The organism is Achromobacter denitrificans NBRC 15125 (assembly GCF_001571365.1).
In the GTDB taxonomy this organism is placed as follows: domain Bacteria; phylum Pseudomonadota; class Gammaproteobacteria; order Burkholderiales; family Burkholderiaceae_B; genus Achromobacter; species Achromobacter denitrificans.
Window position 1 is genome coordinate 89,215 of sequence record NZ_BCTQ01000002.1, and the last position, 22,740, is coordinate 111,954.

The window sequence follows — 22,740 nt, forward strand, 5'->3', positions numbered from 1 at the left end:
CATGAGGCACCTGGCCAACATCTACCGCCTGGGCGTGAAGGAACTGTGGAGCCTGGCGCGCGACCCGATGATGCTGATCCTGATCTTCGTGTCGTTCACGCTGATGATCTACACGGCGGCCACCGCCGTGCCCGAGACGCTGCACAACGCCCCCATCGCCGTGGTGGACGAGGACGTCTCGCCCCTGTCGGCGCGCATCGTCTCGGCGTTCTATCCGCCCCACTTCACGCCGCCGGAGCTGATCACGTCGGCCGAGGCCGACGCCGGCATGGACGCGGGGCGCTACACCTTTTCCGTCGGCATCCCGCCCAACTTCCAGCGCGACGTGCTGGCGGGCCGGCCGGCCGAGATCCAGCTGAACGTGGACGCGACGCGGATGAGCCAGGCCTTCACCGGCAGCAGCTACATCCAGCAGATCATCAACGACGAGATCAACGAATTCGTCAAACGCTACCGCGCGCCGACCGAACTGCCGGTGGACCTGGCCGTGCGCATGCGCTTCAACCCCAACCTCACGCAGGCCTGGTTCGGCGCGCTGATGGAAATCATCAACAACGTCACGATGCTGTCCATCATCCTGACGGGCGCCGCCCTCATCCGCGAGCGCGAGCACGGCACCATCGAACACCTGCTGGTCATGCCGGTGACGCCAACCGAGATCATGGTCGCCAAAGTCTGGTCGATGGGACTGGTGGTCCTGGCGTCCGCCGGGCTATCGTTGACGTTCGTGGTGCGCGGCCTGTTGCACGTCCCGATCGAGGGATCGGTGGCGCTTTTCCTCGCCGGGGCGGCGTTGCACCTGTTCGCAACGACCTCCATGGGAATTTTCATGGCCACGCTCGCGCGCAGCATGCCGCAGTTCGGCATGCTGCTGGTGCTCGTGCTGCTGCCCCTGCAGATGCTGTCGGGCGGCACCACGCCGCGCGAAAGCATGCCGCAGTTCGTGCAGGACATCATGCTGGCCGCCCCCACCACGCATTTCGTGGAGCTCGGCCAGGCCATCCTGTACCGGGGCGCGGGAATCGGCGTCGTCTGGCAGCCGTTCCTGGCCCTGGCCCTGATAGGCTCGATCCTGTTCGCGTTCTCGCTGGCCCGTTTTCGCAAGACCCTCAGCCAGATGGCATGAGGCCGTGTATTCGTTGCCCCTTACCACTCTTTTAAAAGGACGGATGATGAAGAAAGCAACTGCCTCCATGCCCCAGGGCCTCGCCGGCGCCAACGCCGCCTATTGCCAGCGCATGGCCGAGCTTGCGCAGGAAAGCCAGCAGCGCTGGCTGGAACTGGGCCGTCGTCTGGCCGACGACGGCGCGGCTCGCTACCTGTCCACGCTGGCGCCGCTGAAACAGTCCGGCAACTGGCAGGACATCGCCCCGGCGCTGGGCGAAGCCACCCGCAAGCAGTGGCAAAGCCAGCTCGAAGCCAGCCAGGCCCTTACGCACGCGCTGCTGGAAGAGCAGGCAGCGCTGGCCGCGGGCATCAGCGAAGCCATGACCGGCTGGCTGAAGCAGGCCGCGGGCGGCGGCGTCGGCCTGGACGCCTCTCCCATGGCCCAGATCTGGACCACCCTCTCCAACCAGATGGCATCGGCCTGCTCGGCCATGCGCGAAGCCAGCCAGCCCGGCGGGCGCCGCGAAGGCTGATCCGGCCGGCCGCCGCGGGTTCAGGCCCGCGGCGGGCCCAGCTCCTCCAGCAGGAAATCCACGAAAGCGCGCACCTTCGCCACCATGTGGCGGCGCGAGGGATAGACCGCGTACACATAGGTCTCCACCGGTGTCCAGTCGGACAGCGCCGCTTGCAGCGCCCCGCTGTCCAGGTCGCGCTGCACGTAGGCCCGCGGCACCAGGCTGACGCCGAATCCAGCCCGCAGCGCATCGCACACCGCCAGGCTCGAACTCACCTTGTAGCGCCCCCGCGCCGGCACGCGCTGGACCTGGCCCTCGCGCTGGAGAATCCATTCGTCCGCATGCCCGGACAGCGTGAAGCGCACGCATTCCATGCCGCGCAGCGCCGCCGGCTCGGCCGGCACGCCATGGCGCCGGAAATAGGCGGGCGCCGCGCACAGCACGTGCTCCAGCGTCATGAGGCGCCGCGCCACCAGGCTGGAATCCTCCAGCTTGTCGCTGCCGCGGATCGCCAGGTCGTAGCCTTCCTTGACGATATCGACGCGGCGATCCTCCAGGTTCAGGTCCAGCGACAGCCCGGGATAGCGTTCGAGGAAGCGCGGAACCGCCGCCGAGAGCCGGGTCAGGCTGAGCGACATCGGCGCGCTCACGCGCAGCGTTCCGGTCGGCGCCTGCTGCATCGGCCCCAGCGACATCTCGGCCTCGCGCAGGTCGTCCAGGATGCGGCAGACCTGTTCGTAATAGCGCGTGCCCGCTTCGGTCAGGCTCATGCGTCGCGTGGTGCGATTGAGCAGTCGCGCGGCCAGGTGCGCCTCCAGCTCGGCGACGTTCTTGCTGACCGCGGCGGGCGACAGCCCCATGTGCCGCGAGGCGGCCGCGAAACCGCCCTGCTCGACGACCTGCCGGAATACCTTGAGCGCCGTGAGATGGTCCATGGATTATTTACTGCCAGCGAATGATATTGCCATTGGAATGCATATTATCGTCTGGCGGGGACTCAATTAAGCTGTCTGCATGACCGCCAAGCACCGCAGCGCCGACCTGCTCCTCACCGCCCTCGCGCCCGCCATCTGGGGCAGCACCTACGTGGTGACCACCGAACTCCTGCCCCAGGGCTATCCGCTCACGGTGGCGATGTTGCGCGCCCTGCCCGCCGGCCTGCTGCTGCTGGCGGCGGTGCGCGTCCTGCCGCAAGGCATCTGGTGGCTGCGCGCCTTGATCCTGGGCGCGCTGAACTTCTCGGTGTTCTGGGCCCTGCTGTTCGTGGCCGCCTACCGCCTGCCCGGCGGGGTCGCGGCCACGCTGGGCGCCATCCAGCCCCTGGTGGTGATCCTCCTCGCGCGCGCCCTGCTCGGCACGCCCGTCCGCAGCCTGTCCGTGGCGGCGGCGCTGGCCGGCATCGTCGGCGTCGCGCTGCTGGTGCTGACGCCCAGGGCGGCCCTGGACGCCACCGGCATCGCCGCCGGGCTGGCGAGCGCGGCCTCGATGGCGCTGGGCACCGTGCTCAGCCGCCGCTGGCAGCCGCCGGTCTCGGCGCTGGCGTTCACGTCCTGGCAACTGACGGCGGGCGGGCTGCTGCTGCTGCCCGTCGCCTGGCTGGCGGAGCCCGCCCTGCCGGCCCTCACCGCCCCGAACGTGCTCGGCATCGCCTACCTGGGCCTCATCGGCGCGGCGCTGACCTACGTCATCTGGTTCCGCGGCCTGGCCCGGCTGGAGCCGTCGGTGGTGTCGTCCCTGGGCTTTCTCAGCCCGGTGACCGCCGTCTTGCTGGGTTGGGGGCTGCTCGGCCAGAGCCTGAGCCCGGCGCAACTCGCGGGCATGGCGGTGGTGGTGGCCAGCGTGTGGCTGAGCCAGCGCGCTCAGCGTCCCGCCCCCTTGCCCGCCGCCGCCCGCACGCTGTAGCCGGAGACCGGAGCAGACGGCTCAGCCGGCCCGCTGTGCTGATTTTTTTGTAACTCCGTTGCGTCCCCAAGTTTCAGATAACAGCGGTTTTCCCCTATGAGAAATCAGTGTTCCGGGGAGTGTTTCGTCAAACTGATCCGCTTTTTTTAGTTATTTCTGAATCTGTACTGTTAATGGCGGAAGTCCTACTTTCATGGCGTAGGACAAACATCCGTCAGGAATACCGCCATGGATAGCGACGCGCTATTGCTTGCCCGAATACAGTTCGGCTTCACCATCTCGTTTCACATCATCTTCCCCGCCATCACCATCGGACTGGCCAGCTATCTCGCGGTGCTGGAAGGCCTGTGGCTGCGCACCCGGAATACCGTCTACCGGGACCTCTACCATTTCTGGACCAAGATCTTCGCCGTCAACTTCGGCATGGGCGTCGTGTCCGGCCTGGTGATGGCCTATCAGTTCGGCACCAACTGGAGCTTCTTCTCCGATTTCGCCGGCAGCGTGACGGGGCCCCTGCTGGCCTATGAAGTGCTGACCGCCTTCTTCCTGGAAGCCGGCTTCCTGGGCGTGATGCTGTTCGGCTGGTCGCGCGTGGGGCCGGGGCTGCATTTCTTCTCGACCGTGATGGTGGCGCTGGGCACGCTGGTGTCCGCCACCTGGATCCTCGCCTCCAACAGCTGGATGCAGACGCCCGCCGGCTACGAGATCCTGGACGGACGCGTGGTGCCCACCGACTGGCTGGCGGTGATCTTCAACCCCTCCTTCCCCTACCGCCTGGCGCACATGGGCATCGCCGCCTTCCTCGCCACCGCCCTCATGGTGGGCGCGTCCGGCGCTTGGCACCTGCTGCGCGGCGACCGCAGCCCCGCCGTCAAGAAGATGTTTTCGATGGCGATGGGCATGCTGCTGCTGGCGGCGCCGCTGCAGGCCGTGGTGGGCGACTTCCACGGGCTCAACACGCTCAAGCACCAGCCGGCCAAGATCGCGGCCATCGAAGGCCATTGGGAAAACGAGCCCGGCGCCGGCGTGCCGCTGACGCTGTTCGGCATCCCCGACATGGAACGCGAGGAAACGCGCTACGCGCTGAACGTTCCGCGCCTGGGCAGCCTGATCCTCACGCACAGCTGGGACGGCCAGTTCCCCGGCCTCAAGTCGTATCCGCCGGAAGACCGGCCCAACGCCACGGCCGTGTTCTGGTCGTTCCGCGTCATGGCCGGGCTGGGCATGCTGATGATCGCACTGGCCGGCTGGGCCCTGTGGGCGCGCTGGCGCGGCCGCATGTTCGAGTCGCGCTGGCTGCAGCGGTTCGCCCTGTGGATGGGGCCGTCGGGGCTGATCGCCATCCTGGCGGGCTGGTACGTGACCGAGATCGGCCGCCAGCCGTGGGTGGTGTACGGCGTGATGCGCACCGCCGACGCGGCCACGCCGCACGGGCTGGGCGAACTCACGCTGACCCTGGCGCTGTTCGTGGTGGTGTACCTGCTGGTGTTCGGCGCCGGCGTGTCGTACATGCTGCGGCTGATCCGCATGGGACCGAGCCCCGCCCCCGGCCATTCGCCGCTGTCGGGCGGCCCGGGCGAACCGCGCCAGCCGTCGCGGCCGCTGTCGGCCGCCTCCACCCTGGCGGGCGTCGAGCCCGCGCAACGCAAGCATTCGGGAGTCTGACGCCATGGGCATCGACCTTGCACTGGTATGGGCCGTCATCATCCTGTTCGGCGTGATGATGTACGTAATCATGGATGGCTTCGATCTGGGCATCGGCATCCTCTTCCCGCTGATTTCGGACCGCGCCGAACGCGACGTGATGGTCAACACGGTGGCCCCCGTGTGGGACGGCAACGAAACCTGGCTGGTGCTGGGCGGCGCCGGGCTGCTGGCGGCCTTCCCGCTGGCCTACTCGGTGATCCTGCACGCCCTGCACCTGCCGCTGGTCTTTATGCTGCTGGGCCTGATCTTCCGCGGCGTGGCCTTCGAATTCCGCTTCAAGGCGGACGAGCACCACCGCCCCTTCTGGGACCGCGCCTTCGTGCTCGGCTCGGTCTGCGCCACCTTCTTCCAGGGCGTCACGCTGGGTGCCTACATCGAAGGCATCCCGGTCGTGGACCGCGTCTACCAGGGCGGCCCCTGGGACTGGATCAGCCCCTTCTCGCTGTTCACGGGCGTGGGCCTGGTCGTGGCCTACGCGCTCCTGGGATGCACCTGGCTGATCATGAAGACCGAGGGCCGGCTGTACCGGCAGATGTGCGCCATCGCCCGCCCGCTGACGCTGGCGTTGCTGGCGGTGATCGCGGCGCTCAGCGCCTGGACGCCGCTCGCGCAACCGCAGATCGCGCAGCGCTGGTTCAGCCTGCCGAACATGTTCTGGTTCCTGCCCGTGCCCGTGCTGGTCGCCGCCGCCGCGTTCGACCTGGTCCGCCGGGTCCGGGGCGCGCCGGGCGCGGGCCCCTTCGTCCTGTCGCTGGCCCTGGTATTCCTGGGCTACAGCGGCCTGGGGATCAGCATCTGGCCCGCCATCATTCCGCCCGACGTGTCCATCTGGACCGCGGCCGCGCCGCCGCAAAGCCTGGGCTTCGCGCTCGTGGGCGCCCTGGCCATCATCCCGGTGATCCTGATGTACACCGCCTGGTCGTACTACGTGTTCCGGGGCAAGGTCCGCACCGGCGAGGAGTTCCACTGATGCACGCCTCCGAACGCCCCCTGCCTTCGTGGCACAGCCGCCTGCTCTGGCTGGCGATAATCTGGGCATGCAGCGTCGCCGCGCTGGGCGCGGCCGCCTATGCGCTGCGCCTGGTCATGAGATCCATCGGCATGTCGACCTGAACCCGCCCTCACCCACGGACCCGCCATGAAGCGCTATGAACGGCTGACAGAAGAAATCACCGCCTCGATCCGATCGGGCCTGCTGCAGGCGGGCGACCGCCTGCCCTCGGTCCGGCAGACCAGCGCCAGCCGCGGCGTAAGCCCGTCGACGGTGTTCAAGGCCTATTACCTGCTGGAGGCGCGCGGCCTGATCCGCGCGCGCGACCGCTCCGGCTACTACGTGCTGCGCGCGCCGCACGCCACGCTGCCCGAACCGGACGGCCTGTCCAGCGCCAGCGCCGGCCGCCATCCGGTGGACGTCAGCGACAACGTGCTGCAGGTGCTCAACGCCACCTTGCGCCGCGACATGCTGCCTTTTGGATCGGCCTTCCCCAGCCCTTCGCTGCTGCCCTACGGCCGGCTGGCGAAGTTCATGGCGGCCACCGTCCAGCGCCTGGATCCCTGGGGATCGATCGACGACCTGAGCCCGGGCGACGCCGCGCTGCGTCGGGCCATCGCGCTGCGCTACCTCGCCGACGGGCTGTCGGTGCCGGTCGACGACATCATCATCACCAACGGCGCCCTGGACGCGCTGAACCTGAGCCTGGCGGCCGTGACCCAGCCCGGCGACGCGGTCATCGTCGAATCGCCCACCTTCTACGCGGCGCTGCAATCGCTGGAACGCAACCACCTGCACGCCATCGAGGTGGCCACGCACCCGCGCGAAGGCATCGACCTGCAGGCGCTGGAAGCGGCCATCCTGCGGCACCGGCCGCGCGCCTGCTGGCTCATGACCACCTTCCAGAATCCCCTGGGCAGCCTGATGCCGGACGACAAGAAAGAAGCGCTCGTGCGGCTGCTGGCGCAGCACGACGTGGCGCTGATCGAGGACGACGTCTACGGGGAGCTGTACTTCGGCGAAAACCGGCCCCGACCCGCCAAGGCATTCGACCGCGACGGCATCGTGATGCACTGCTCGTCGTTCTCCAAGACGCTGGCGCCGGGCTACCGCGTGGGCTGGGTGGCCGCGGGCCGCTACACGCGCCAGATCATGCGCAACAAGCTCACCACCAGCCTGGCCACCGCGGCGCCCACGCAGGCGGCCATCGCCGCGTACCTGGAGAAAGGCGGCTTCGACCGGCACCTGCGGCAGTTCCGCCAGGCGCTGGCCCAGCAGCAGGGCGAACTGCTGCAGGCCATCGCGCGGTACTTCCCCAAGGGCACGCGGGCCACGCGGCCCGCGGGCGGCTACTTCGTATGGGTGGAACTGCCGCCGCACATCGACACGCTGAAGCTGCACCGCGCCGCGCTCGGCCACGGCATCAGCATCGCGCCGGGCCCGCTGTTCTCGGCCTCCGGCGCGTTCGGCAATTTCCTCCGCCTGAACGGCGGACATCCCTGGAACCCGGAAATGGAGCAAGGCATGGCGACGCTGGGCAAGCTGCTGGCGGGCGGCTGACCGGCGGGCAACGTTCAGCGCTTTCTGGCGGCTTCGAGTTCGCTGCGCAAGGAGGCCGGGTCTGGCCGCAACGGCAGCACCAGCGCGCCCTTGCGGTCAATCGCGCCCCAATCGCCGCCCACCACCCTGGAATGCTCGCCCTCCGGTACGATGACACAGCGGCTGCAAACGGCGGCCAGGCCGCCGCTGAAGGGTTCGGCCCAGGCATACGGCGTGGCCAGCGCCAGGTTCAATTGCCTGTCGTAGTACGCCATGCCGTCGGGCCGGCGTCCGCGCGCAAGCCCTTCCTCGAAGTCGTCCGGGCCATTGTCGTACGTGATCACAGGCACCGAATGGCCATCCGGCCGCACCCAGCGCCAGTTGCCGGCGACGCTCGCGGGCGCCAGGCGGTCGTCGCCGAATTGCATCCTGCGCAGGTACTCGGGATTGAAGACGATGCCGCCGCTTTCCTCGCGGGCGCAATGTTCCGCGTTGTCGAACACTCCTTGGTCGGTCTTGTCCGGGTAGACGCAGGAAAGATCGAAGGCGGCGGCCTTACCTGACGCCAGGGCCAGCATGGTGAGCAGGGCAGTAATCAGCATGCGCCATTCTAAGACACCGCCCTGCATGACGCCGGCCTCAGTTCGCGGTGGCGCCCGAGTCCTTGACGGCCTTGGCCCAGGCCGCGATCTCGCTTTGGATGAAGGCGCCGAACGCGGCGGTGTTCAGGCTGGAGGCCTGCGCGCCCTCTTCCATCAGCCGCTGTTTGACGGCCGGCGCCGCCAGCGCGCCGCTCAGGGCTTCGTTCAGTTTGGCGATCACGGCGTCCGGCGTGCCCGCGGGCGCGACGATGCCGTGCCACGACACCGCCTGGAAGCCCGGCAGGCCCGATTCCGCCATGGTGGGGATATCGGGCATGGCGGGCGAACGTTGCGGCGACGTCACGGCCAGCGCGCGCAGCGTGCCTGCCTTCACGTGCGGCAGCACGCCGGGAATCGTGGTGAACATGAAGTCGATCTGGCCGCCGATCAGGTCGGTGATGGCCGGGCTGCCGCCCTTGTAGGGCACGTGCGTGAATTCCAGCTTGGCCGCGCTCTTGAACATCTCGCCGGCCAGGTGGCCGGGCGTGCCCGCGCCCGCCGAGCCCATGTTGGTCCGGTCGCCCTGCGAGCGGACGTACGCGATCAGCTCCTGCACGTTCGCGGCCTGCACCGGCTTGCCCACCACCAGCACGTTGGGCACCGTGGCCAGCAGCGTGACGGGCGTGAAGTCCTTCACCGCGTCGTACGAAATGCGCGAGTACAGCGAGGGGTTGATGCCGTGCGTGCTGGCGGTGGCCAGCAGCAGCGTGTAGCCGTCGGGCGCGGACGTGGCCACCTGCTTGGCCGCGATGGTGCCGTTGGCGCCGCCCTTGTTGTCGATGACGATGGTCTGGCCCAGGGTCTTGGCGGCTTCGGCCGCGACCGTGCGCGCGAGGATGTCCGACGTGCCGCCGGCCGAATGCGGCACGACCAGCGTGATCGGCTTCGAGGGAAAGGACTGCGCCTGGGCCGCCGGCAGCGCCGGCAGCAGACAGGCGGCCAGCGCGAGGCGCGCCAACGTGGGGGTGCGGAACATTGAAGTCTCCTGGTTTGTTATGAATGGCGGCGCCGCCCCGCGGCGGCGTCCGCTTCAGGCCGCTCGGCCCTTCAATCCGAGCCCAGCTGCAACTTGTTGGGCTGGCGCTTTTCGATCGACCACTTCAAGAGCGCGGCGGACCGGTAGATGCCGTGCGCGAACTTGCCGTAGGGCAGGGTCAGGAACAGCGCCATGACCACGCCCAGGTGGATGGCCAGCAGGAGCGCCATGGCGCCGGTGTCGCGGCCGGCCAGCAAGGCCAGGCCGGTGGCGCTGGTCAGGAACAGCAGCGCGATGAAGCCGCGGTCCATCGGCTTTTGGGCGGCATCGCCCTGCAGCGGATGGCGCTTGACGTTCAGCCACAGCAGCCCGGCCGGGCCGATCAGCAGCCCGATCCCGCCCGCGGTGCCCAGCAGCACCGGCGCGCTGAAGAAGGGATACGGCGCCGGCTGTCCCAGCAGGTAGTGGTACAGCGTGGCCACGCTGGTGGCCGCGAAGCACAGCATGAAGCCGTAGAACGTGAAGTGGTGGAAGCGCCGCCGCCAGAGCGTGAAGGCGTCGTCCGCGTTGTTGCAGCCCTTGCCGTGGCCGCCGTCCAGGTAGCGCAGGCGCAGGGCGTCGTGGGCGGCCTCGGCCACCGCCGCGCCCGTTGCCGCGCCCGGACTGACGTTGCGCCAGAAGCGCGCCACGCCGATGCCCAGGGCCAGCACCGCGAAGCCGAACACCACGCCGAACATCAGCGCCAGCGTGTTGTGCGGGAACACGGCGTAGAAATTGCCGGCCAGCGGCTCATGGAACAGCCCGCCGGCCATCAACGCCGCCAGGGCCAGGAACAGCGCCAGCCCCGCCGCCGTGGCCAGGGACAAGGCCAGGCCGTTGCGCTTGTAGAGCGAGCCCAGCGCGGCCGGCCAGGCGTAGTCGGTGTAGGTCTGCACCCGGACGCGGGCCATGGCCTGCGGCACGTTCACCGCGAATTCATGCGGCGGCGCGTACTGGCAGGCGTGCAGACAGGCGCCGCAGTTGTGGCACAGATTGGCCAGGTAGTTGATGTCGGCCTTGCCGAATTCCAGGCGGCGGGTCATGGCGGGGAAGACCGCGCAGAACCCCTCGCAGTAGCGGCAGGCATTGCAGATCTGCATGACGCGCGCGACTTCGGTTTCGTCGTCCGTCAGCGCGCCGACCTGCGGCTTCGCGCCGCCGCCGTGCCAATGGATGGTCTGCTCGGCCATGGCCGGCTTCGCTTCGGAAAAAGACTGCGCCTCGCGGGCCAGGGCTTCAAGCTGCTTCATGGAGTGCTCCGGCGGAGTTCGGGTGGCGCGCGGCGGCGGCGGCGCGGGTGCCGGCGATGCGGCCGAAGGCAGTGCCGATGGACATGCCCACGCCGGCGGTATAGCCCTTGCCCAGCACATTGCCGGCCATCATTTCGCCAGCGACGAACAGGTTGTCGCTGGGCACGTCGTTGAACCGGACCGCGGCGGTATCGTCGACCTTCAGGCCCAGATAGGTGAAGGTGATTCCCGGCCGCAGGGCGTAGCCGTAGAACGGCGCGGTGTCGATGGGACGCGCCCAGTGCGTCTTCGCGGGCGTCAGCCCTTCGGTGTGGCAATCGTCCAGCGCGGTGTGGTCGAACTTGCCCACGCGACAGGCGGCGTTGTAGTCGCCCACGGTCTGCTCGAAGGCGGCCGGATCCAGGCCCAGCTTGCGCGCCAGCTCCGGCAGGGTATCGGCCTGCACGCCGGGGAACACCGGCGGCATGAACCGGCCGATCGCCTTGGCGTCGATGATGGAGTAGGCGATCTGGCCCGGCTGCATGGCGGTCAGGCGCCCCCAGATGGCGTAGCGCTTGGGCCAGAAATCCTCGCCTTCGTCGTAGAAGCGCTGGGCGTCGCGGTTCACCACCACCCCGAGCGACACGCAATCGATGCGCGTGCAGATGCCGCCGTCATACAGGGGCGCGCGGGCGTCGATGGCCACGCAATGGGATTGCGAGGGATCGCCGATGCCGTCGGCGCCGGCATCCAGCATGAATTTCAGCAGGACGCCCATGTTGTAGCGGGTGCCCCGGATCAGGAAGTTGTCGGCCGGCCATTCGCCGCGCTCGTTCTGGCCCCAGGCCTCGCGCAGCCATTCGCGGTTGGATTCGAAACCGCCCGCGGCCAGCACGCAGGCCCGCGCCTCGATGCGTTCGTCGCCGATGCGCGCCGCCACGAAGCGGCCGCCGTCGAGTTCCAGCGAATCGACCGGGGCGTTGTAGCGGATCTGGACGCCGAGCGCCTCGGCGCTGCGGTAATAGGCGTTCACCAGCGCCTTGCCGCCGCCCATGAAGAAGGCATTGGTGCGGGCCACGTGCAGGGCGCCGGACAGCGGCGGCTGGAAGTTCACGCCATGGCGGCGCATCCAGTCGCGACAGGTGGACGATTCGCGGATGACCAGGCGGGCCAGGTGCTCGTTGGTCTGCCCGCCCGTCACCTTCAGCAGGTCCTGCCAGTATTCCTCTTCGGGGTAGGCCTCGACCAGCACGTCCTGAGGCGCGTCGTGCATGCAGCGCAGATTGCGCGTGTGCTGCGAATTGCCCCCGCGCCACTCGCGCGGCGCCGCTTCCAGCAGCAGCACGCTGGCGCCGGCTTCGCGCGCCATCAGGGCCGCGCACAGCGCCGCGTTGCCCCCTCCTATCACCAAGACGTCGACCATGCCCTTGTCCCTCATTCAAGAAAGGGACTGTATCGGGCGCGGCGATCCGCCGATATCAGCCAGGCGTCAACAGGTCTTCATGAATCGTGAAGAGCCACCACCGCCCATTTCCCCGCGCGCGCCAGCGCGCGCGACACGTCGGCCAGCACCAGGCGGGCCGCCAGCGCGGCGGGCGACAGCTCGTCCTCGGACAGGCTGGCCAGCAGGTTGGGACGGAACAGGTGCGCGTCGTCGATGCGCGCCATGTGCAGTTGGCCCGGCGCGATGCGCGCCATGGCGGAACTGGGCTGGATGGTGGCGCCCAGTCCGGCCTGGACCACGTCCATGAGCATGGGCAGGCCGTCCACCTCCACCGCGACCTGGGGCGCGCGCCCCCGCTGCAGGAAGGCATTGTTCACCAACGCCCGCAGGCCGTGCCGTCCGCTGGGCAGGACCAGGGGCAGGTGCGCGATGGCGTCGATCCGCGTCGTGTCGCCGGCGGGCAGCTCCGGCATGTCCGGGCGAGCCAGCAGGAACAGCGGCTCGTCCAGCAGGGGCATGACGCTCCAGCGGCGGGCCGACTCGGCCTGGAACACGATGGCCAGGTCCAGCTGGCGGCCGTTGAGCATGTCGCTCAGGTGGCCCGACAGCGCCTCCACCAGATGCAGGCGGATGTCCGGATAGCGTTCGTTCATGGCCTGCACGAACGGCGCGCCCAGGATGGCCGCCGTGGTGGACGGCAGGCCCACGCTGACGTGGCCGGCCAGGCGGGCCTGCTGCGCGGCCTGGATGGCGTCGTCCGCGTGGCGCAACGCCAACTGCGCCTGCCGGAAGAACGCCAGGCCCGCGTCGGTGGGCTGCACCCCGCTGGCGCTGCGCTGCAGGAGCCGGGTGGAGAGCTCGCCCTCCAGCCGGCTGATCTGCTGGCTGAGGGCGGAAGTCACCATGCCGATGGACTGCGCCGCGCGCCCGATGCTGCCCGCCTCGACGACGCGGACGAAATAGCGGAGCTGGCGGAGTTCCATGAGGGGCCTTGGGGTCGGGATTCGGGTCCGGGCCATTGTAGGACGGCGCCGCGGCCCGCCGCCCCCGGGGCAGGCTTCAGGCCGGTATCGTCAATCCCCTCGCCACGGCCGGGCGGGCGACGAAGGCGTCGAGCACGCGCGCGACGTTCTTGAACTGGGCGAATTCCACCAGCTCGCCCGCGCCGTAGAAGCCCACCAGGTTGCGCACCCACGGCAGGATGGCGATGTCGGCGATGGTGTACTGGTCGCCCATCACCCAGTCGCGACCGGCCAGCCGCTCGTCCAGCACGGCCAGCAGGCGCCGGGATTCCGCCACGTAGCGGTCGCGCGGGCGCTTGTCCTCGTAGTCCTTGCCGGCGAATTTGTGGAAAAAGCCCAGCTGGCCGAACATCGGGCCGATGCCGCCCATCTGGAACATCACCCATTGCAGGGTCTCGTAGCGTCCCGCCGTGTCCGCCGGGATGAACTGGCCGGACTTCGAGGCCAGGTAGATCAGGATGGCGCCCGACTCGAACAGGCCCAGGGGCTTGCCGTCGGGGCCGTCGGGATCCAGGATGGCCGGGATCTTGTTGTTCGGGCTGAGCGACAGGAATTCCGGCGAGAACTGGTCCCGGGAATCGAAGCTGACGCGATGCGCCTCGTAGGGCAGCCCGGTCTCTTCCAGCATGATGGACACCTTCACGCCGTTGGGCGTGGGCAGCGAGTACAGCTGGATGCGATCGGGGTGCAGCGCGGGCCATTTCTTGGTGATGGCGAAGGAACTGAGGTCGGCCATGCGGGAGGTCTCCAGAGAGGGCGGAGGGGGAGAAATTCTGCGGCTAATCCTAGCTCAAAACCCCACCCTCGCGCGACCGCGGCAGGACCATCCGGGCGAAAAACGCATCGCGCGACCGGCGCTCTCCAGCCGCTCCCGGGCCGCGATTCTTGCCACATCCTGGTCGGGCGCGCATCATGCCGCCTGGGCATCATCCGTGCCCGCCCGTTCCGATGGGCGCCGCCACCGCGGCGGCCGCCCAGGCGCGAGTCCCACACGCCGTTCCCATGACGCACACGCTACACCGATACCTCGCGCTGCTCGCCGGCGCCCTGCTGTTCGGCCAGGTCCTGGCCTCCCCTCCCGCCCCCCTGGCCGCCACGCCGCCCGACGACCTGCCCCAGTACGGCACCGGCCCGCACGGCCGCTATTTCACGCTGACCCTGGAGCAACGCCAGGGCAGCGCCCTCGCCGCCGGCACGCCCTACCGCCTGTTCCTCACGGACAAGGGCGAGGACATCGCCGGCACGCCCACCCAGGACGGCATCCTGCACGGCGTGACGGACGCGCAGGGCCGCACGGCCTGGGTCTGGACGCGGGAAGCGCATTCCCCCGACGACTTCACGCTCATCCGGCGCATCGGCGACGGCCCCTGGGGTCATTTTTTCCATCTGCATTCGAGCGGGAAGGACAAGGAGCCGGTCGCGGGCTGGCCCTACATCACCACCATGCGCATGCGCTGGGGCGAGCAATGGGTGGACCTGGGCTACACCAGCCGCGAGGGCAACACCGCCTACTTCAGCCACGCGACGCCCGCGGGCACGCTGTCGCTGTCCATCGACAGCGACATGACCGGGGACAGCCGGTGCTTCGGCGAGCTGGACGCCGTGAACCGCAAGTTCAGCCAGGGCGACGCCGACGGCGCGCGGCAACTGATCGATGCCATGCGCTGCGCCGCGCAGCCCCGGCAACAGCTGAACCTGGCGCGCCTGCTGTTGTCGGCGGGGCGCGGCGACGAGGCGCGGGCCTGGGCGGACCGCGCGCGGCAGTGGCGTTTTCCGGAATCGCTCAAGCCCCTGGACCCGGCGGTGCTGCGCGACCGCTACGCGCTGGAAAAGCTGCTGGGCAGGCCGGCATTCGCGCTGGCCGACGCCCGCGCGCTGCAACGCGGCGCCGCCAGGACGCGGGGCGGGCCGGACTGGGCCAACAGCATCGCCTACTACCTGGCCGATTTCCCCGAGTACCTGGCCGAAGCCGAGGCGCAGGCGCGCGAGTCGGTCCGCCGCGTCGGCCCCAAACCGTACAACCAGGCGACCCTGGGCTGGATCCTGGCGCTGCGCGGCGACGCCCAGGGCGGCCTGGCCCTGATGAAACAGTCTTACCGCGACATCCCGCGCGACGAGGAAATGGTGGCCGACTATGGGCTGGCGCTTTGGCGCGACGGCCAGCGCGACTTGGCGACGCGGCTGTGGGACGAAGCGCGGGCGCAATGCGTGTGGGGCCAGCGCCTGCACACGGCCCTGCGGGAGGCCGGCTATCCCCATCCCTACTTCCAGCCCGCCGGCTCCCGCGCGGTGCAGGCCTACCAGGAGGGCTGCGCCCGGCCGCGCATCAAACCCAAGACCGCGGCCTAGCCGGCGGGCCGACGCGCGCCAGGATAGGCGTCGAAGGATGGCCGACAACCGCGGCGTGAAAGTCTGCGTCCCCGCCGTTGCGGCATGCTGGCGCTGGATAGCCAGGATGCGGTCCTATAATCATCCGTATACGCTGCACACGAGGCGCCTGTCGAGGGGCAGCCGCAGGAGATCACCATGACATCCCCCCTGAAGCACCTGATCACCGCGCTGGCGGCCGCGCTGCTGCTGGCCGGCTGCGCCCCGGGCGAAGGCGGCCCGCCCCACCCCGGCGCGGTCAATCCCTACAGCAGCGGCGGCTTCAGCGACCCCGGGCCGAACTACCCGGATACGGGCCGCTAGACCCGACCGCGCTACAGGGCCCGCGCCTTCAGCAAGGGCGCCAGGATGCCTGCCGTGTACACCCGCGCCACATTTTCCAGGAACGCGGTGAAGTCGGTCTTCGCGGCGTGGTCGGCGCGGTCGGAGATCACCCGCAGCACGGCGAAAGGAATGCCGGATTCGTAGCAGACCTGCGCCATCGCCGCGCCCTCCATTTCCACGCACAGCGCATCCGGCAAGCGCGCGCGCAACGCCAGGGCCTCCTCGGCGTGGCTGACGAACACGTCGCCGGTGGCGATCAGCCCGCCATGGACGCGGGCTTGCGCGCGCGCCGCGCCTTCGATGGCGCGGCCGCGGACGAAATCGCCCGCGCTGTCGAGCAAGCGTTTGCTCAGTTCGGCATCCGATTCGAAACGCACCCGGCCCAGCAGCGGGATCTCGTGCTGGCCGAACAGGGGCCGCGCGTCCATATCGTGCTGCATCAGGCTATGGGCGACCACCACGTCGCCCACCTCCACGTCCGGATGCAGCCCGCCGGCCAGGCCGGTGAAGATCACCCGGGAAACTTGGAATTCCCGGATCACGATGGACGCGGTCGCGGCGGCCGCCACCTTGCCGATCCGGCTCAGCGCGATCACGCAGGGCGTGCCCCATAAGGTGCCTACGTGGAAATCGCGCATCGCGATGCGGTGGACGGCCGCGCCGGGATCCATCGCCGCCAGCAGGTCGGCGATTTCTTCGTGCAACGCACCCAGGATGGCCAGGCGTTCCATCGTGTTTTTTCTCATTGAATGGCTAGGAAGGCGCAACATACCCGATTGCGGCGCTTTTCCGAAATGGCCCGACCGCCATCTCCCGCGACGTAGCCGGCGGGCCGGCGGTTGCATGCAGGATCGCCTGAAGGCGCGCGGTTCGGATACCATCCGCGCCGCCACGGATTGCTCCTGACGCCGTAGCCGTCCTGGCCGCGCCCGGGGCGGCCGCGCCCGTCCCGGACGGAGGGCCCGCGCCGGCCCGCGAGATTGCTCCCGGCTGCATAGTCACAAGGGCGGTGTACATCCTCCCAGCAGGGAAACCCCGCGCCCGGCGTCGCACGCGGCGCGTGCTAGCGTAGCTCGCGCGGGAGCGGACCCCTGCCAGCAACAGACGCATCGAAAGAACCGATCTGTGGGGAGACCATCATGGTGAAGAATCTTGCCGTGTTCTTCGACGGGACCTGGAACGAGCCCAACGACCGCACCAACGTCTACGAACTCTACAAGGCGGCGCCCGAGACCAGCACCCAGGAAACGCTGTACATCGAAGGGGTCGGCACGCAAGGACAGGGCCTGTGGGCCGCCATCGACAAGTTCATGGGCGGCGCCTTCGGTGCGGGGCTGTCGGCCAATATCCGCGCCGGCTATCGGTGGCTGTGCCAGCGGCACGCGCCGCGCGACCGCATCTTCCTGTTCGGTTTCAGCCGCGGCGCCTACTCCGCCCGCAGCCTGGCCGGCATGGTGCGGAAATGCGGGCTGCTGAACGAGCCCACCGACGCCAACGTCGCCGAGGCCTATGCCCTGTACCGCGACGACTGCAAACCCGTATCGCTCGAAGCCATCGAGTTCCGCGCCCGCTTCTCGCGCGAGACCGACCTGCATTTCGTCGGCGTCTGGGACACGGTGGGCAGCCTGGGCATCCCCGTGGGCGGCATCCCTTTCCCCGGCTTCTCCACGTTCTACAACTTCCACGACACCGAACTGAGCAACCACGTCCGCAACGCCTATCACGCGATTGCCACCAACGAGTACCGCGAGCCGTACTTCCCCACCCTGTGGACGCGGCTGGCCGATTCCGATCCCCGTCCGCCCGACCGGCCCGTGGAGCAGCGCTGGTTCATCGGCGCCCATTCGGACATCGGCGGCGGCTACCGCGACGGCAGCCTGCAGACCCTGCCCGCCTCGTGGCTGCAGGAAAAGGCCCGGCAGGCGGGCCTGGAAGCCGGCATCGCCCAGCGGATTTCCACCGACTACGAGCAATGCAACCCGCATGACTCCTACCAGGAGTTCACGCAAAAGGTGCTGATCCACGTGCGCAAGCGTCCCCGCCAGTGGGACGGCGCGACCGTGCTGAACCTGACGGTGGACGACCGCCTGATGAAACGCTGCGCGCACAGCCAGGAGTTCTTGAAGGAATACCCGGACTTCAAGCGCGCGCTGGAACAGCTGCCGGTCTCGCGCTGAACCTGGGCCGGCGGCGCGGGCCCGGCTTATCCTCGCGCGAATCGCGGCCCCAGGCGTAACCTGGGTTTCGTCCGGCGCAAAGTGGCGGGAATCCCTAATGGCATGCCGAGCGTGGCAATATGGGCATCCCCTTTCCCTGCCCGCGACGGGCCGCCCGACGATGACCCAGCCTTTCACCCCGCCCAGCTACCGCAACGCGCCCGACGTCACCTGGAGCACGGCTGACCTGTGCGACAACTGCATGGACGATCCCGCCTGGGGGCTGCGCGTGCTCCCGCCCGTGTTCCGCTCCTACGGCGGCCGGCCCTGGTACTTCGGCCAGGTGGTGGCGGTGCCCTCGCCCGGCGCGGACGGCGCCCTGTCGCTGGCCGGCCTGCTGGCGGAACCAGGGCTGGGTCGGGTGCTGGCGGTGGACGGACAGGGCCATGCCGCGCACGCCGTGCTGGGCGACCGCATGGCCGCCATGGGCGTGCAGAACGGCTGGAGCGGCGTGCTGCTCAATGGCTATGCGCGCGACACGCAGGCGCTGGCGCGCATGCCGCTGGGCATCCACGCCCTGGGCACGCTGCCGAACCGGCCGCGCGACATGCCGCGGGCAGTCGCCGGAACGCGCGTGCAGCTGCAAGGCGTCGACATCCACAGCGGGGACTGGCTGTACGCCGACACCGATGGCGTCGTGCTGCTGTCGCGCCGCCATACCGACGGGCCGGCGCGGCCGCAGGACTGACTCAGGGCGCGTGCCGCGCCTGCAATTCCGCGAACGAGGCCAGCTCGCCCGCCAGGGCGCTGGCCATGACGGTGGGCGGACTGGCCAGCCAGACGCTGCCGGGGCCCGAGCGCCCGGGGAAATTGCGGTTGATGGCGCTGACCGTCACCTGCCCCGCGTCGGTGGACGACCCCGGGCCGCAATTGGCGCAAGCGCCACAGGACGGCTGCAGGATGCGCGCGCCCACCGCCGCGAACGTCCGGTCGTAGCCGCGCGCCACGCAGTAGTCGCGCACCGCGGTGGTGCCGTATTGCAGATACAGCGTGACGCCTGACGGGATGCGCAAGCCGCGCGCCACCGCCCAGGCCAGCACCTCGTGATAGCGATCGAAGTCTTCGCGCTTGCCGGCGGTGCAGGAGCCGCCATAGGCGATGTCGACGCGGGGACGGTCCCGCAACGACGACAGCGGCACGCCGTTGCCCGGATCGCCCGGAGCCGCCACCAGCGCGGACAAGGCGCCGCAGTCCACCCGCAACGTCGCGGCGTAGGCGGCGCCGGGATCGCTGCGCATCCACGGTTCCAACGCCACGTCCACGCCGCGCCGCTCGCGCAGGAAGCGCACGGTCTCGGCATCCGGCGCCACGATCCCGGTCAGGCCGCCCAGCTCGGCGGTCATGTTGGTCAGCGTCGCGCGTTCGTCGATGGACAGGGCCGCCACCGCCTCGCCCGTGAACTCGAACACCTTGCCCACGCCCGCGCCGGCGCGGATCGCCGGCAGGGCCAGCAGGTGCAGCACGATGTCCTTGGCCGTCACGCCCGGCGGCAGCGTGCCCGCGAGCTCGACCCGCAACGACGCCGGCATCGTCAGCCGCACGGCGCCGGTGACGAAGGCGTTGGCCATGTCGGTCGTGCCCACGCCGAAGGCCACGCAGCCCAGCGCCCCGCTGTGCGGCGTGTGCGAATCCGTGCCCACCACCACCTGGCCCGGCAGTGCATAGCGTTCCGCCATCATGGCGTGGGAAATGCCGGCGACGTTGCCGCCCGTATCGCGCGCGGCTTCGGCCTCGGTCAGCGTGCGGTGCTGGCGCAGGCCGTAGGCGTCGACGAAATCACGCTGCGCCTGGCACATGACGCGCACGTTGGGAACGATGCCGGCCCGCACATGGTTGGGGCTCTCGTCCACGTAGGACGTGTGGTCCTCGAACACCACGATGCGCTCGCGGTCGACCAGGCGCAGCGGCTTGCCGAAACGGGCATGCAGCATATGGGCCGCCATGCCGGTGTAGTACTCGTGGATGAAGCGCCAGTCGGCCCGGACGAACACGCCGCCGCCCGGCTCGGACGAGGCCGGCGTCACGGCGGTGCGCAACAGGTGGCGCAGGATGATTTTCTCGAACAGGGTGCGGGGCGCACAATCGCCGGCGACGGGCTGCGGCTCAACGTCGCCCAGCCTGGCCTGGCCGAAGGCCAGCAGCCCCCCTGCCCTGACGATGGCGGCGGCCAGGTCGTCGCGATCCGCGACGATTTCGTCCACCGTGACGGCCTCGCCTTGCCGCAGGCGCTCCGCCAGGCTCATGTCGGTGCTGGTGTAGAGGCCGATGTTGTCGGCGTTCTGCCGATAGATGCGCTCGAAACTCTCGGCGATCACCAGGCGCACCCCCGCGGACTTCTCCGCCATGGGGCTGTGCTCGCGCGACGAGCCCTTGCCGTAGCGCTTGCCGCCCACCACCACGTTCACGCCCGCCCGCCGGATCGCGTCCGGCCCGACCGGCAGGGCATCGCCGGCCCGCAGGCCGGTGTAGGGATAGCGGCCCAGCGCCTCGTCGAAATGGGTCAGGATCGGGACAGGCGTGATCTCGTCGGTGGAGACGTCGTCTCGCAGCGGCTCCGCCTGTCGGCGCGCCAGCACGGTGCCCGCCAGCTGCGCCGCCACTTTCTCGGGATCACAGGACAGGAAAAGCAGCCGCGCGGGCGCATCGAGTACGTAGGTAGCCATATTGCCGGTGCTATTCAGGGGTGACGGCCGCGGCCTTGACCAGCGCCTGGCTCTTGGAGATTTCCTCGGTCAGCGTCCGGGCCGCGGCCTCGGTGCTGCTGCCTTGCGCCACGAAGCCTTGCGGGGCCAGCGTCTTCAGGACGGCCGGGTCCCGCATGGTCTGTTCGGTGGCGGCCTGCAGGCGCCGGACGATGTCAGCCGGCAGCCCGGCCGGCCCGATCAGCGCGATCCAGGCGTCGTAGGAATAGCCCTTCACTCCGGACTCGTCCAGGGTCGGCACGCCGGGCAGCGCGGCAAGACGCTCCGGCGTGCTGACGGCCAGCGCGCGCAGCTTGCCCGCCTGCACCTGCGCCAGCACGGAAGGCACCGCCAGGAACGCCACCTGGATCTGGCCGGACATGACGTCCGTGATCAAGGCGTTGCCGCCGCGATAGGGGATGTGCATCATGTCGACGCCGGCGCGGGACTTCAGCAGCTCGCCCGCCAGGTGCAGCACGCTGCCGCTGCCCGACGAGCCGTAGTTGATCTTGCCCGGCTGCGCCTTCGCGGCCGCCAGCAGCGCGCCGATGTCGCGGTACGGCGAGTTCTCGGCCGTCACCATTACCAGGGGCGTCGTGCCGATGACCGAAATGGGCGTGACGTCCTTCACCGAGTCGTACGGCATGCTCTTGTACAGGCTGGGATTGATGGCGTGATTGGACGACACGATGGCCAGCGTGTAGCCGTCGGGCTTGGCCGCCACCAGCTGGCGGGTGCCCGGAATGCCGGCCGCCCCGGCCAGGTTCTCCACGATCAGGGGCTGGGCCAGCGTCTTGCCCAGGGTCTCGGCCACCACGCGCGCCACCACGTCCGCGGTGGAGCCGGGCGAGGTGGGCACGATCAGCCGGATCGGACGTTCGGGGTAGTCGGCCGCAAGCGCCTGTGCGCCGGGGGCCAGCACGCCGAGCGCGAGCATACAGCTCGCGAGGAATCGGATGGGGGGGGTCATATTGTCTCCTGGTGAAGCGCAGCGGGGTCTCGTTGCCCCGTCCCGTCGCATGACGCGCTTCGACTATAAGGAGATGGCGCCGATCGCCGAAGTGCCCTCTGGGCACGACGGCCATCGCGAACCGAGATGGCGTCAGCCCTGCTGCGCCAGGAACTTGACCAGCGTGGCCGCGGTGGCCGACAACTGGCCCTGGTCCAGCAGGACGATGCAGAGTTGGCGCTGCGCCCACTCGTCGGACAAGGGCCGCACCACCACGTCCAGCGACTGCAGGTACAGCTCGGCCACCTGCTGCGGCATGACCGCGACGCCCAGGCCCGCGTGGGTCATGCGGCATAGGGCGTCCAGGCTCGCCACGCGGATCTTGACGGCAAGCGTGGCGCCCAGCGCGGCCGCCTGCGCCGCGAGCAGCTGCGTCAGCGCGCTGTTCTCGCGCAGGCCCACAAAGGTTTCGCCCGCGATGTCACGCAGGCTCAGCTGCCGCGCCGCGGCCTTGGGATGCCCGGCCGGCAGCATCACCGCCAGCCGGTCGCGGCGGTAGGGCAGCTGCTCCACGCCCTGCGCGCCGGGGATGCGGTTGCAGATCCCGAAATCGGCGGCGCGCTCGCGCACCAGCCGCAACACGTCGGGGCTATGCTGCTCTTCCAGGTCGATGTCCACTTCGGGAAACAGACGCTGGAACGCCGCCACGTCCTCGGGCAGAAACTGCACGATGGCCGACAGGTTCGCCACCAGCCGCACGTGGCCCTTCACCCCGGCATACAGGCGCGAGAGCTCCGCCCCCATGGCCTCGACATCGCCGATGATGCGCCGCGCATGGCGCAGCACGGTCTGCCCCGCCGGCGTCACGCTCACGCCGCGCGTATGGCGCTCGATCAGCGCCAGGCCCACCAGCGCCTCCATCTCGGCGATCCGCCGGCTGACCGCCGAGGGCGCGATGAACTCGCGCTCGGCGGCCCGCGCGATGCTGTTCTCCTGGCACACCGCGACGAACAGCCGCAGCGAAGTCAGGTCGAGTTTGCGTAGGAGGTTTTCCATGGTCGGGCTGGCTG

The 22,740-nt window shown here is 69.5% G+C and carries 22 protein-coding genes; 11 read left to right on the forward strand and 11 right to left on the reverse strand.

The genetic code is table 11. The features are described 5' to 3' along the window. The first annotated feature begins 1 nt into the window (after position 1). Positions 2–1,126: an ABC transporter permease gene (locus ADE01S_RS02780; protein ID WP_062679936.1), complete on the forward strand. Its 1,125-nt coding sequence runs from the start codon at positions 2–4 to the stop codon at positions 1,124–1,126. 43 nt (positions 1,127–1,169) lie between these two features. After that, entirely contained in the window at positions 1,170–1,640 is a 471-nt protein-coding gene (locus ADE01S_RS02785; protein WP_062679937.1) for a hypothetical protein, read from the forward strand. 20 nt (positions 1,641–1,660) lie between these two features. On the opposite strand, the gene ADE01S_RS02790 is transcribed toward ADE01S_RS02785, so the two are convergent. Continuing rightward, positions 1,661–2,557 (reverse strand): LysR family transcriptional regulator, encoded by an 897-nt coding sequence (locus ADE01S_RS02790; RefSeq protein WP_062679938.1) that lies wholly within the window; start codon positions 2,555–2,557, stop codon positions 1,661–1,663. A 79-nt stretch (positions 2,558–2,636) separates the two neighbouring features. On the opposite strand from ADE01S_RS02790, the gene ADE01S_RS02795 reads away from it, so the two are divergent. From ADE01S_RS02795 to ADE01S_RS02810, 5 genes are all read left to right on the forward strand, one after another. After that, positions 2,637–3,524, forward strand: a complete 888-nt coding sequence (locus tag ADE01S_RS02795) for an EamA family transporter (RefSeq protein ID WP_062679939.1) — start codon at positions 2,637–2,639, stop codon at positions 3,522–3,524. A gap of 228 nt (positions 3,525–3,752) precedes the next feature. Continuing rightward, positions 3,753–5,189: a cytochrome ubiquinol oxidase subunit I gene (locus ADE01S_RS02800; protein ID WP_062679940.1), complete on the forward strand. Its 1,437-nt coding sequence runs from the start codon at positions 3,753–3,755 to the stop codon at positions 5,187–5,189. 4 nt (positions 5,190–5,193) lie between these two features. Then, positions 5,194–6,201: a cytochrome d ubiquinol oxidase subunit II gene (gene cydB / locus ADE01S_RS02805; protein WP_062679941.1), complete on the forward strand. Its 1,008-nt coding sequence runs from the start codon at positions 5,194–5,196 to the stop codon at positions 6,199–6,201. Continuing rightward, a complete protein-coding gene (locus ADE01S_RS31060) occupies positions 6,201–6,344 on the forward strand; it encodes a DUF2474 family protein (protein WP_075873184.1) in 144 nt (47 codons plus the stop codon). The genes cydB and ADE01S_RS31060 overlap by 1 nt, the downstream gene beginning before the upstream one ends. A 25-nt stretch (positions 6,345–6,369) precedes the next feature. Beyond that, positions 6,370–7,782: an aminotransferase-like domain-containing protein gene (locus ADE01S_RS02810; RefSeq protein WP_062679942.1), complete on the forward strand. Its 1,413-nt coding sequence runs from the start codon at positions 6,370–6,372 to the stop codon at positions 7,780–7,782. Between the two features lie 14 nt (positions 7,783–7,796). Here ADE01S_RS02810 and ADE01S_RS02815 read toward each other — a convergent pair whose 3' ends face one another. The 6 genes from ADE01S_RS02815 to ADE01S_RS02840 form a co-directional block, all read right to left on the reverse strand. Next, a complete protein-coding gene (locus ADE01S_RS02815) occupies positions 7,797–8,363 on the reverse strand; it encodes a WG repeat-containing protein (RefSeq protein WP_062679943.1) in 567 nt (188 codons plus the stop codon). A gap of 37 nt (positions 8,364–8,400) precedes the next feature. Then, positions 8,401–9,378: a Bug family tripartite tricarboxylate transporter substrate binding protein gene (locus tag ADE01S_RS02820; protein WP_062679944.1), complete on the reverse strand. Its 978-nt coding sequence runs from the start codon at positions 9,376–9,378 to the stop codon at positions 8,401–8,403. 71 nt (positions 9,379–9,449) lie between these two features. Further along, positions 9,450–10,667, reverse strand: a complete 1,218-nt coding sequence (tcuB, locus tag ADE01S_RS02825) for a tricarballylate utilization 4Fe-4S protein TcuB (protein WP_062679945.1) — start codon at positions 10,665–10,667, stop codon at positions 9,450–9,452. Next, complete coding sequence (gene tcuA, locus ADE01S_RS02830) at positions 10,654–12,069, reverse strand: FAD-dependent tricarballylate dehydrogenase TcuA (RefSeq protein ID WP_062679946.1); 1,416 nt, start codon at positions 12,067–12,069, stop codon at positions 10,654–10,656. The genes tcuB and tcuA overlap by 14 nt, the downstream gene beginning before the upstream one ends. Positions 12,070–12,146: 77 nt before the next feature. Further along, complete coding sequence (locus tag ADE01S_RS02835; RefSeq protein WP_062679947.1) at positions 12,147–13,073, reverse strand: LysR family transcriptional regulator; 927 nt, start codon at positions 13,071–13,073, stop codon at positions 12,147–12,149. Positions 13,074–13,149: 76 nt separating this feature from the next. After that, positions 13,150–13,848, reverse strand: a complete 699-nt coding sequence (locus tag ADE01S_RS02840) for a glutathione S-transferase N-terminal domain-containing protein (RefSeq protein WP_062679948.1) — start codon at positions 13,846–13,848, stop codon at positions 13,150–13,152. Between the two features lie 266 nt (positions 13,849–14,114). On the opposite strand from ADE01S_RS02840, the gene ADE01S_RS02845 reads away from it, so the two are divergent. Continuing rightward, a complete protein-coding gene (locus tag ADE01S_RS02845) occupies positions 14,115–15,461 on the forward strand; it encodes a hypothetical protein (RefSeq protein ID WP_242663350.1) in 1,347 nt (448 codons plus the stop codon). A 177-nt stretch (positions 15,462–15,638) separates the two neighbouring features. Continuing rightward, entirely contained in the window at positions 15,639–15,803 is a 165-nt protein-coding gene (locus ADE01S_RS31725; RefSeq protein WP_087881316.1) for a hypothetical protein, read from the forward strand. An 11-nt stretch (positions 15,804–15,814) separates the two neighbouring features. On the opposite strand, the gene ADE01S_RS02850 is transcribed toward ADE01S_RS31725, so the two are convergent. Beyond that, on the reverse strand, positions 15,815–16,555 hold the full coding sequence (locus ADE01S_RS02850) for a 5'-methylthioadenosine/adenosylhomocysteine nucleosidase (protein ID WP_082775668.1): 741 nt from the start codon (positions 16,553–16,555) through the stop codon (positions 15,815–15,817). Positions 16,556–16,963: 408 nt separating this feature from the next. Here ADE01S_RS02850 and ADE01S_RS02855 point away from each other — a divergent pair, with 408 nt between their 5' ends. Beyond that, positions 16,964–18,001: a T6SS phospholipase effector Tle1-like catalytic domain-containing protein gene (locus tag ADE01S_RS02855; RefSeq protein WP_062679950.1), complete on the forward strand. Its 1,038-nt coding sequence runs from the start codon at positions 16,964–16,966 to the stop codon at positions 17,999–18,001. A gap of 160 nt (positions 18,002–18,161) precedes the next feature. After that, on the forward strand, positions 18,162–18,728 hold the full coding sequence (gene rraA, locus ADE01S_RS02860; protein ID WP_062679951.1) for a ribonuclease E activity regulator RraA: 567 nt from the start codon (positions 18,162–18,164) through the stop codon (positions 18,726–18,728). A 1-nt stretch (position 18,729) separates the two neighbouring features. Here the strand turns inward: rraA and ADE01S_RS02865 are convergent, their stop codons facing one another. From ADE01S_RS02865 to ADE01S_RS02875, 3 genes are all read right to left on the reverse strand, one after another. Further along, entirely contained in the window at positions 18,730–20,703 is a 1,974-nt protein-coding gene (locus tag ADE01S_RS02865; RefSeq protein WP_062679952.1) for an aconitase family protein, read from the reverse strand. Between the two features lie 10 nt (positions 20,704–20,713). Beyond that, entirely contained in the window at positions 20,714–21,691 is a 978-nt protein-coding gene (locus ADE01S_RS02870) for a Bug family tripartite tricarboxylate transporter substrate binding protein (protein WP_062679953.1), read from the reverse strand. A gap of 132 nt (positions 21,692–21,823) precedes the next feature. Beyond that, complete coding sequence (locus ADE01S_RS02875) at positions 21,824–22,726, reverse strand: LysR substrate-binding domain-containing protein (protein ID WP_062679954.1); 903 nt, start codon at positions 22,724–22,726, stop codon at positions 21,824–21,826. Positions 22,727–22,740: the final 14 nt, after the last annotated feature.